Raw genomic sequence first — 9,925 nt, forward strand, 5'->3', positions numbered from 1 at the left:
CCCGATGGCGGTGGGTCAGCTACGGAGCCATCGGGTCGGCGCCAGGCTGCCAACCGCCGCCCAGGGCGGCTGTGACCAAGCCCACACTCGCCTGCAACTGCCGCGTCTGCACCGCCTGCAACGTTCGCTGCGCCTGTAACGCCGCTGTCTGCGCCGTCACCACATCCAGATAACTCACCGCCCCCGCCTGATAGCTGTTCATTGCCAGCGCCTGGGTGTGCTGCGCTGCATCCGCCGCCGCTTGTTCATCCTGGGCCTCCTGCTGCAAATCCCGCAGTTGCGCCAGGTTGTCTTCGACCTCGCGGATGGCCTTCAGCACCTGGCTGCGGTAGTGCGCGGAGGCTTCTTCAAACTCGGCTTTGGCCTGGCGTTCATTGGCGCTCAAGCGTCCGCCGTCGAAGATCGGCACATTCATCAGCGGCCCCAACGCCCAATAGCGATTGCCAGCGGACAGCAGGTTGCCAACGCCTTGAGTCTGCCCGCCAATCAATCCGGTCAAACTGAAGTCCGGGTACCAGGCGGCCTTGGCCACGCCGATGTTGGCGTTGGCGGCAAACACTCGACGCTCTGCCGCCGCAATATCCGGGCGTCGTTGCAACAACTGGCTCGGCAGTTGTGATGGAATCGGCGGTAGCGCGATCAACTGCCGGCTGGGCGGCAGTGAAAAATCACTCGCCGCCACGCCCACCAGTTCTGCGATGGCATGCTCGGTAAGGTTACGTTGCCCCTGCACTTCGTCCCGCTGCGCCTTGGCCTCGGCCAGTTGGTTTTGCGCACGGGTCAGGTCCAGTTCCGACGCGATCTGGCCTGCGTAACGACTGCGCGTCAGTTGCAGCGCCTGGCTGTAATCCTCCAGCGAGTTATTGAGAATCCGGCCCTGTGCATCCAGCCCATTGAGCTGCACATACAGGGTCGCCAGTTGATGTTGCAGGCTCAGCCGTGCCACGGCCAGATCATCGCCGGACGCTTGCACCTGGGCATCACCCGCCGCGACCTGATTGCGGATTTTGCCCCACAGGTCCAGGTCGTAGCTCAGGGAGAAACCCGCGGTGTTGCTGTTGTACACCGAAGGCTGCGTCGTGCCCCGCAGCGGTCGCGAGTCCGATTGGCGTTGGCGCAACGGCTGCGCACTGGCGCTGATCTGCGGGAACAGTCCGGCATGCAATTGGCTGGCATAGGCCTGGGACGCATCGAAGTGCGCCAAGGCGGCGGCAAGGTCCGGGTTGGCCGTGAGCAGTTGCTGTTGCAGGTTATCCAGTTGCGCGTCGTGGTAGAGCGCCCACCCTTGTGGCGCCGGTTGATCGGACGGTTGCGCGCTGTGCCACGGGCCATCGCTGGTCCGTTCGCGGTAATTTGCAGGCAGGTCGATCGACGGCACTTTGTAGGTGGGCGCCATCGAGCAGCCTTGCAACGCCAGTAGCACCAGCGCCGCCAGCGGTTTAAGCCTTGGGCGCATGGGCACCTCCAGCGGCAACGGCCAGTTGCACGGCGTCGCCTTCGCGCAGGGCGTCGGGCGGATTGTCGATCACGCGGTCGGCAGGTTTCAGACCCTGGTCGATCACCAGGCGTTCGCCCAGGTCGAGGCCGATGTGGATGGTTTGCAGGTGCACGTGGTTCTGTCCGTCCAGTCGCGCGACTTGGGTGCCTTGGGCGCGGAAGATCAGCGCGCTGGCGGGGATGCTGACGCCATGGGTGTCGGCCGGAATCGGCAGCGTGGCTTCGGCGTAATCACCGGGCAGCAACGCGTCGTCGGGGTTGTCCACCACGAACTGCGCGAGCAGGGTGCCGGAGCGGCGATCGATGGCGGTGGAGTCGCCAATCAGCCGTGCCTTGAAGTGCTCTCCAGGGTGTTCGGGCACGGTGAGCCGGGCTTCCAGGCCGGGGTGGATCACGGCCGCGTAGTTTTGCGGCACGGGGACGTAAAGGCGCAACTGGTGCGTATCAGCGATGTTGAACAACTCCGGATCGCTGTCGCTGTCGGCTTTGATCAACTGGCCGATATCGGTGTTGCGTGCGGTGATGGTCCCGGCGAACGGCGCACGAATTGTCTTGTAGCTTTCCAGCGCCGACAGGCGTGCGTAGTCGGCAGCAGCGGCTTGGGCATTGGCGTTGGCGGCCGCGGCGTTGGAGGTTTTTTCATCGGCTTCCTGGCGCGATACGGAGTGGCTCGCCAGCAGATTGTGCCAGCGCGTCGCGGTGGTCGCCGCGAGGCGTGCGTTGGCCTGTTCCTGCACCAGGCGTGCGTGGGTTTGCGCCAGTTGTTGGTCGAGGTCCGGGCTGTCGATTTCAGCGAGAATTTGTCCGGCTTTGACTTGGCTGCCGATATCCGCCTTCCAGTCCTTGAGGTAACCGCTGACCCGCGCATGAATCGGCGCTTTGCTCCACGCCTCCAGGTGCGCAGGCAGGCGCAAGGTATCACCGGCCACGTTCCGTTGTGGTTGGAACACCCTCACTTGGGGAATGGCGGCGGTCTCGGTCCACGCCGTCACCGATTGCTCGTGCAGCGTACGGGCATGCAGGCCGTTGGCGACCAACACGGCGGCCAGGGTCAGGCCGCCGACACCCATGAGCATCAGGCGCTTGCGCGAGGGTTTGTGATCAGACGACATGTGGGGTTTCTCCTGCAACTGCGCGAGTAGGGTGACGCCCGTGGACAAGGCTGAAGACCACGGGAACAAACAACAGGGTGGCGACCGTGGCGAAGATCAAGCCACCGATCACCGCACGGCCCAGCGGCGCGTTTTGCTCCTCGGACAGCGCCAGGGGCAACATGCCGATGATCATCGCCAGGGCCGTCATGCACACCGGACGAAAGCGTGTGTAGCCGGCTTCCAATGCGGCTTTCAACGCATCGCCATGTTCGGCCAGGCGCTCACGGCAGAAACTCACCACCAGGATCGAGTTGGCGGTGGCCACGCCCATGCACAGGATCGCGCCGGTCAAGGCGGGCACCGACAGCGAGGTGCCACTGAGGAACAGCATCCACACAATCCCCGCCAATGCTGCCGGCAACGCGGTGATGATCACGAACGGGTCGACCCAGGATTGGAAGTTGACCACGATCAGCAGATAGATCAGCACCACCGCCCCGAGCAGGCCGAAGCTCAGGCCGCTGAAGGCTTCATGCAGCGCGTCGATCTGCCCGTGCAGGCTGATCGTTGCGCCTTTGGGGCGCAGGGCCGCGGTCTCATCCAGCACCTTTTGCACGTCGCGGGCCACGCCACCAAGGTCGCGGCCTTGCACGTTGGCGTACAGGTCCAGGGTCGGTTCGATGTTGTAGTGGGTCACCACCGCCGAGCTTTGCACGCGAGAAATGGTCGCCACGCCGCCAAGGATTTGTGATTGGCCGTCGGCGCCGGTAACGGGGAGCGCTTCCAGCGACGGCAGGCTGTCGAGGCGGTATTGCGGGGTGGCGGCGACGATGGAGTACGACACGCCGTTGGCCGGATTGAGCCAGAAGGTCGGCGCGGTTTGCGAGCTGCCGGCCAGCGACGCGACCATGCTGTTGGTCACGTCGCGCTCGGTAATGCCCAGGCCGTTGGCGCGCAGGCGGTCGACATTCACTTGCAGCGACGGGTAGCCGGTGGACTGCTGGATACGCAGGTCGGCAATGCCCGGCACATGTTGTAGGCGGCGCTCAAGTTCTACGGCGTACGCACGGTTTTCGGCATCGTTGCGCCCGGAGATTTTCACGTCCAGCGGGGCGGGTGCGCCGAAGTTGAGGATCTGGCTGCTGATGTCGGCGGGCAGAAAGGCGAAGTGGCTGCCGGGAAAACTTTGCGGCAGCGCTTCACGCAGTTTTTTCACGTAGTCGGCGGTGGGCGCGTGGTGCTTTTTCAGGCTGACCTGGATGTCGCCATCCTGGGGGGCCGATGGTGCCGCTGCTGCTGTAGGCCATGTCGATACCGCTGAGCGGGATGCCGATATTGTCGACGATGGTGTCCAGTTCTTCGGCCGGGATCACTTCGCGGATCCGCGCTTCTATGCGATCGAAGGCGGCGGCACTTTCCTCGATACGCGTGCCCAGCGGCAGGCGCACGTGAAGGGCGAGGGCGCCGGCGTCGGTGGCCGGGAAGAAGTCCTGGCCCAGGCTTGGCAGCAGCAGGAACGACGCCAGCACGCAGGCCAGGAAGCCGATGATAAAGCGCTTGCGATGACCCAGTGCGAGGGTCAGCAGGCCGTGGTAAGTGTCACGAATATTCGAGAAATGGCGCTCGAAACCCTGCTGCAAATTCAGCACTGCTTGCAGCGCGCGATTACGTGGCTTGGAGTGCTGCTCGCCCTCATGGTGATTGATGAATTCATCTTCCGGATGATGCCCCGCACCTTGCTCCGGCGTGTGTGGCTTGAGCAGGAACATCGCCAGCGTCGGCACCAATGTGCGCGAGAGAACGAAGGAACTGGCCATGGCAAAAATCACCGCCAGGGCCATCGGCCGGAACAGGTAACCGGCGATGCCTTGCAGCGTGAACATCGGCACGAACACGATGCAGATGCACAGCAGCGAGACAAACGCCGGGCCGACAATTTGCGCGGCGCCGTCGAGGATCGCGGTCTTCACCGCCTTGCCTTGTTCCAGGTGCCAGTTGATGTTCTCGATGGTCACCGTGGCGTCATCCACCAGAATCCCCACCGCCAGCGCGAGACCGCCGAGGGTCATGACGTTGAGGGTTTGCCCGCTGACAGCCAGCAGCGCGATGGCCGAGAGCACTGCCAGGGGAATCGAGGCGGCAATGATCAGGGTCGAGCGCCAGCTGCCGAGGAACAGCAGGATCATTGCACTGGTCAGCAGTGCGGCGATGATGCCTTCCTGGGCCACGCTGCCCACCGATTGTTTGACGAATACCGAGGCGTCGCCCAACAGGGAAGTCTTGAGCGACGGCGGCAGCGTCTCATTGATGCGCGGCAGCATTCCACGGATGCCGTCGATGATCGACAGGGTGGAGATGCTGCCGTTCTTCAGCGCCGGCATCAGCACGGCGCGATGGCCGTCGACACGCACGATGTTGGTCTGCGGGGGCGAACCGTCGCGCACGTGGGCGACCTGGCCGATGGTGATCAACGCGCCGTCGACGGTCTTGATCGGCAGGTCGTTGAGTTCATCGATGGCCTTGGGGCTGTTGTTGAGCAGGATTGTGTATTCGTTAGGGCCGAGCTTGGCGGTGCCCACGGGGATGATCTGGTTCTGCAGGGCCAGGGCATTGCCCACGTCCTGCGCCGACAGGCCTTTGGCCGCCAGCGCCTGCGGGTCAAGGTCGAGGGTAATCTGCCGCTGCTTGCCACCCATCGGCGTGGGCATCGCCAGGCCGGGCAGGGCGCTTAACGGCAGGCGGATATTGTTCTGCACCAGGTCGCGGATCCTGGCTTCCGACAGGCTCGGGCTGGAAAAGGCCATTTGCAGGATCGGCACCGTGGACGCGCTGTAGTTGAGGATCAGCGGCGGCGTGATGCCCGGTGGCATCTGCTTGAGTACGGTTTGTGACACGGCGGTCACTTGGGCATTGGCGGTGCGAATATCGACGCCGGGCTGGAAGAAGATTTTCACGATGCCCATGCCGGGCAGGGATTGCGATTCGATATGTTCGATGTCGTTGACGGTGGTGCTCAGGGAGCGTTCGTAGGTGTAGATCACCCGGCCGGCCATGGCGTCCGGCGACAGGCCGTTGTACTGCCAGACCACGGCGACCACAGGGATGCCGATATCGGGGAACACGTCCGTGGGGGTACGCAGGGCCGCCATCGGCCCGATGATGCAGATGAATATGGCCAACACGATAAACGTGTAGGGCTTTTGCAGTGCGGTCTTTACCAGCCCGAGCATGCGTGAACCTCCGAGGGAGCAGGATTGCAAACCCCGGCAGTCTTGCCCGACCCACCTAACACGCACCTTTCAGCCAGGTGAAGGAACATTTAGGTAAGGGCTGAAGATCGTTTCATATGGATTCATTTGTTCTATACAGGGCTGCTGGCCAAGCTTGTCACCCATCGGACACATCGTCTTTTTGGAGCCCTGCCATGTCACTTAAACCACTGTTGTTGATCCCTGCTCTCGGTGCCGTATTGCTGCTGTCGGCGTGCGCCGGCCCGATCCCCAAGGCGGACCCGAGTGAGGCCTGGATTGGTCTGCGGGAGGAGGCGCCGAATGATTTGCTGGCCGAGCGCGTGGACGGCAAGCGCGTGGATGACGGGCGCTATTTCGAGGTGACGCCGGGGGACCATCGTCTGGACGTGACGCTTTACGAAGAGGAGCCGGGCGACGACAACCAGCGGGACTGCCAGGGCCGTGTCGAGTACCAGGGCTTCAAGGCGGGTGAACACTACACGCTGGTGGAGTCGAGCCTGGGCACGACCGTGCGCGCATCCTTGAAGGATGGCCACGGCAAGGAAGTCGCGGCGACTCAGGACTTCAATTGCATGCCTGGCTAGGCGTGGTGTGCCGCAGCCTTCAGCGGCTTGGCCGGTTTGACGTGGGGGTGATGGTGCCGACGGGTAATGCGTAACACCCCCCACAACATGGCGCCGGCTACCGCCAGCCAACCGCAGATCAACATCACAATCGTTGTTGCAAGGCTCATTCAGGCCTCCTTTTGCCCCGCAGGGGGCACACACAGTCTTCTCAATGGACAGTCTAGCTACCCGGCGGTTGCCTGCTATTGACCAATGGTCGTGTTCGTCCAACTTGTTTGCTCTATCCCAGCCGCCAGACCCCGGTTTTGGGCTATACCCGCGTGGCGTGGCGCCCTATGATCAGGACCCTTACCGGCAGTTGATCAAGAGAGTAAAAAATTGCGGTTACGGTCGAACGTTAAATCATCCCTGTTGCTGGCCTGCGCCATGGGCCTTGCGGCTTGTTCCGGGCATCCGTCGAAACTGCCGGGCTTGCCGGAGCGCGTCGAACTCAATGGTGTGCCGACCTTTCGCAGCGAGGCTTATCAGAGCGGTCCTACGGCGTTAGCCAGCATGCTGTCGCAACAAGGCATTGTCATGACACCGGGCTTGCTGGATAAACCGCTGCGGTTACCGGGCGGCGAAGCGGACCTGGAGCGCAACATGCAGGTGCTGGCCCGTGAGTACGGGCTGATGGTGTATCCGCTGGATGCCAGGCTGACGGCCGTACTGGCGCAGGTGGCGGCGGGTTATCCGGTGATGGCGCGCGTCGGCGGCGGGCTGTGGTCGGATGCGCACTATGTGGTCGTGGTGGGCTTCAATCAGCAGAAAAGCACGGTGTTGCTGCGCTCGGGCATGGACCGCCGCCTGTTGATGAGCTTCAGCGACTTTGAATCGAAGTGGGCAAGCGCGGGGCACTGGGCGATCCTCACCCAGCGTCCGAGCCAGTTGCCGGCGAATGTGGATACCCAGCGCTGGCGCGACGCGGCGAATGCGACGGCCCAGGCCGGGCAGGAACGGGCGGCGGCGCAGGCGCTCAAGGTGTTGTCAGAACGAAGTAAAAAAAACGGCGCTCGATGCGCCGTTTTTTATGTGCGGGTTATCGACGCACTTCTGCCGCATTCGGGCGGCTCTTCAGATTCTTGTCGGCCTTGTAGCGCAACGCGACATCCGGCACCGAGCCGCCTTTGCCGGTCTCGACCCAGCTGCGAATACGGCTGGCATCGGCAAAGTGGGTGAATTTGCCGAAGGCATCCAGGATCACCAGCGACACCGGGCGATTGCCCATGCTGGTCACCAATACCAGGCAATGGCCAGCCTGGTTGGTGAAGCCGGTCTTGGTCAGCTTGATGTCCCAGTTGGCGCGGTTGATCAGGTGGTCAGTGTTGGAGAAACCCAAGGTGTAGTTGGGCTTGCGGAACGCAACGGTCTTTTCCTTGGTGGTGCTCAACTGGCTGAGCAGCGGGTAGTGGCGTGCAGCCGCCAGCAGCTTGCTGAGGTCGCGGGCGGTGGACACGTTGTGGATCGACAGGCCGGTGGGTTCAACATAGTGAGTGCTGGTCATGCCCAGCGCCTTGGCCTTGGCGTTCATCGCCGCGATAAACGCCGGATAGCCGCCCGGATAATGGTGGGCCAGGCTGGCGGCGGCGCGGTTTTCCGAGGACATCAGGGCGATCAGCAGCATTTCCTTGCGGGGCATTTCGCTGCCGATTTTCACGCGGGAGAACACCCCTTTCATTTCTGGCGTGTCCTTGATGTTGATGTCGATGTACTCGTCCATGTTCTGCTTGGCTTCAAGCACGATCAGGCCGGTCATCAGCTTGCTCACCGAGGCAATCGGCACCACCACGTCGGGGTTGCTGGCGTAGATGACTTTATTGGTTTGCAGGTCGACCAGCATGGCGCTGCCGGACGCGATCTGCAGTTTGGACGGATCGCGCGGTGCCTGGGTGGATTCGGCGGCGTGCGCAAAGGTGCCTGTGAAAGCAAAAAATAGGCTGACGATAGAAAGACGAATTTTCACGCGGATGAACTCGCTAAAAAGTAGGAAATACCGTTGAGTAACGGTTTTTTTGATAAATGCCGTTACATTTTAGGAGTATGGACGATGGACTGTCGAATGTTCTTCTAAAACCAGACGAAAGTGCTTAAAAACTAAGAAAAAACAGGTTTTTATCGGGCAATAAAAAGCCCTGCGATAAGGCAGGGCTTTTTCAGTACGCCTGGTTATTAACCGTGCAGGGTTTCTGCGGCGTACAGGGTGTTTTCCAGCAGGCAGGCACGGGTCATCGGGCCAACGCCGCCTGGCACCGGGGTGATCCAGCCGGCGCGGGGCAGGGCAGTTTCATATACCACGTCGCCTACCAGCTTGCCGTCTTCCTGGCGGTTGATGCCCACGTCGATAACAATGGCGCCTTCCTTGATCCACTCCCCCTTGACCAGGCCCGGCTTGCCGGCGGCCACGACGACCAGGTCGGCGCGACCAACGTGGCCGGCCAGATCCTTGGTGAAGCGGTGGGTCACGGTGACGGTGCAGCCGGCCAGCAGCAATTCCATGGCCATCGGGCGGCCGACGATGTTGGAGGCGCCCACGACCACGGCGTCCAGGCCATAGAGGTCGACACCGGTGCTTTCCAGCAGGGTCATGATGCCTTTTGGTGTGCACGGGCGCAGCAGCGGGATGCGCTGGGCCAGGCGGCCGACGTTATAAGGGTGGAAACCGTCGACGTCTTTGTCCGGGCGGATGCGCTCCAGCAACTTGGACGCGTCCAGGTGCTCGGGCAGTGGCAGTTGCAGGAGGATGCCGTCGATCGCCGGGTTGTCGTTGAGGCCATCGATCAGGTCGGTGAGCGCCTCTTGGGTGGTGGCGGCAGGCAGGTCGTAGGCCTTGGATATAAAGCCGACCTCTTCACAGTCTTTACGCTTGTGCGAGACATAAACCTGAGAGGCAGGATCGCTGCCGACCAGGATCACCGCGAGGCCCGGCGTGCGCAGGCCTTGCTGGCTGCGCTCGGTGACTCGTTTGGCGATCTGCTGGCGCAGGCTGGCGGCGATTGATTTGCCGTCGATAAGTTGTGCAGTCATTACGCGTGATTAACCATCGAGAGGGGGAGGAAAAGTGCGCGCATTCTCGCACGCCACGGCGCGAGGGCAAAGGCGCTTGGTCTGCAAATTGGCCTAACCCCTTAAATAAAATGAATTTTTTTCAAAAAAGATTTGACGGGTTTCCAGGCCCTCTATACTATTCGTCGCACTTGTCGGGCACAGCCTAGCACTGGTTAAGAAGGTCGAGCAGAATTGTTGTACTGCGAGGCTGGAAGCACTTAGTTTGTAATCCTCCAAGAGTACAGATTAATAAGGCGCCCGTAGCTCAGCTGGATAGAGCATCCGCCTTCTAAGCGGATGGTCGCAGGTTCGAGTCCTGCCGGGTGCGCCATTAGGCAGCTTTGGCACAAGTATCGCTATATGGTGGGCGTTAGCTCAGTTTGGTAGAGCACGGGATTGTGACTCCGTTGTCGAGGGTTCGATCCCCTTCGTC

6 protein-coding genes, 2 tRNA genes and 2 pseudogenes are annotated in these 9,925 nt (G+C 62.0%); 4 read left to right on the forward strand and 6 right to left on the reverse strand.

All coding sequences use genetic code 11. The annotated features are described in order from the left end of the window. Positions 1-19: 19 nt before the first annotated feature. The 3 genes and pseudogenes from IQK56_RS27745 to IQK56_RS27755 all read right to left on the reverse strand — a co-directional run bounded on the left by IQK56_RS27745 (position 20) and on the right by IQK56_RS27755 (position 5,821). The gene (locus IQK56_RS27745) at positions 20-1,456 is read right to left on the reverse strand and encodes an efflux transporter outer membrane subunit (protein WP_193863318.1); all 1,437 of its coding nucleotides are present in this window, start codon (positions 1,454-1,456) and stop codon (positions 20-22) included. Then, positions 1,440-2,609 (reverse strand): efflux RND transporter periplasmic adaptor subunit, encoded by a 1,170-nt coding sequence (locus IQK56_RS27750; RefSeq protein WP_193863320.1) that lies wholly within the window; start codon positions 2,607-2,609, stop codon positions 1,440-1,442. The genes IQK56_RS27745 and IQK56_RS27750 overlap by 17 nt, the downstream gene beginning before the upstream one ends. After that, positions 2,599-5,821: pseudogene (locus IQK56_RS27755) on the reverse strand (efflux RND transporter permease subunit). Before IQK56_RS27755 ends, IQK56_RS27750 begins: the two are co-directional and overlap by 11 nt. 194 nt (positions 5,822-6,015) lie before the next feature. On the opposite strand from IQK56_RS27755, the gene IQK56_RS27760 reads away from it, so the two are divergent. Further along, positions 6,016-6,426, forward strand: coding sequence for a PA0061/PA0062 family lipoprotein (locus IQK56_RS27760; protein WP_099586639.1), 411 nt, complete (start codon positions 6,016-6,018; stop codon positions 6,424-6,426). Here the strand turns inward: IQK56_RS27760 and IQK56_RS27765 are convergent. Next, complete coding sequence (locus IQK56_RS27765) at positions 6,423-6,575, reverse strand: hypothetical protein (RefSeq protein WP_163034900.1); 153 nt, start codon at positions 6,573-6,575, stop codon at positions 6,423-6,425. The two genes, IQK56_RS27760 and IQK56_RS27765, sit on opposite strands and share 4 nt — an antisense overlap. Positions 6,576-6,786: 211 nt before the next feature. Between IQK56_RS27765 and IQK56_RS27770 the strand changes: the two are divergent. After that, positions 6,787-7,443, forward strand: a pseudogene (locus tag IQK56_RS27770) (C39 family peptidase); the annotation flags it as partial. A gap of 43 nt (positions 7,444-7,486) precedes the next feature. Here the strand turns inward: IQK56_RS27770 and pbpG are convergent. Together pbpG and folD are read right to left on the reverse strand one after the other, a co-directional pair. Then, positions 7,487-8,410: a D-alanyl-D-alanine endopeptidase gene (gene pbpG / locus IQK56_RS27775; RefSeq protein WP_122306534.1), complete on the reverse strand. Its 924-nt coding sequence runs from the start codon at positions 8,408-8,410 to the stop codon at positions 7,487-7,489. A 206-nt stretch (positions 8,411-8,616) separates the two neighbouring features. After that, on the reverse strand, positions 8,617-9,471 hold the full coding sequence (folD, locus tag IQK56_RS27780; protein WP_095184382.1) for a bifunctional methylenetetrahydrofolate dehydrogenase/methenyltetrahydrofolate cyclohydrolase FolD: 855 nt from the start codon (positions 9,469-9,471) through the stop codon (positions 8,617-8,619). Positions 9,472-9,746: 275 nt separating this feature from the next. On the opposite strand from folD, the gene IQK56_RS27785 reads away from it, so the two are divergent. After that, a tRNA-Arg gene (locus IQK56_RS27785) sits at positions 9,747-9,823 on the forward strand. A gap of 41 nt (positions 9,824-9,864) precedes the next feature. After that, positions 9,865-9,922, forward strand: a tRNA-His gene (locus IQK56_RS27790). Positions 9,923-9,925: the final 3 nt, after the last annotated feature.

The organism is Pseudomonas cyclaminis (assembly GCF_015163715.1).
Lineage (GTDB): Bacteria > Pseudomonadota > Gammaproteobacteria > Pseudomonadales > Pseudomonadaceae > Aquipseudomonas > Aquipseudomonas cyclaminis.

Excerpts from the sequence above, each read along its gene's own strand:
- IQK56_RS27745 (WP_193863318.1), bottom strand. The coding sequence starts at position 1,456 with ATGCGCCCAAGGCTTAAACCGCTGGCGGCGCTGGTGCTACTGGCGTTG.
- IQK56_RS27750 (WP_193863320.1), bottom strand. The coding sequence starts at position 2,609 with ATGTCGTCTGATCACAAACCCTCGCGCAAGCGCCTGATGCTCATGGGT.
- IQK56_RS27760 (WP_099586639.1), top strand. The coding sequence starts at position 6,016 with ATGTCACTTAAACCACTGTTGTTGATCCCTGCTCTCGGTGCCGTATTG.
- IQK56_RS27765 (WP_163034900.1), bottom strand. The coding sequence starts at position 6,575 with ATGAGCCTTGCAACAACGATTGTGATGTTGATCTGCGGTTGGCTGGCG.
- folD (WP_095184382.1), bottom strand. The coding sequence starts at position 9,471 with ATGACTGCACAACTTATCGACGGCAAATCAATCGCCGCCAGCCTGCGC.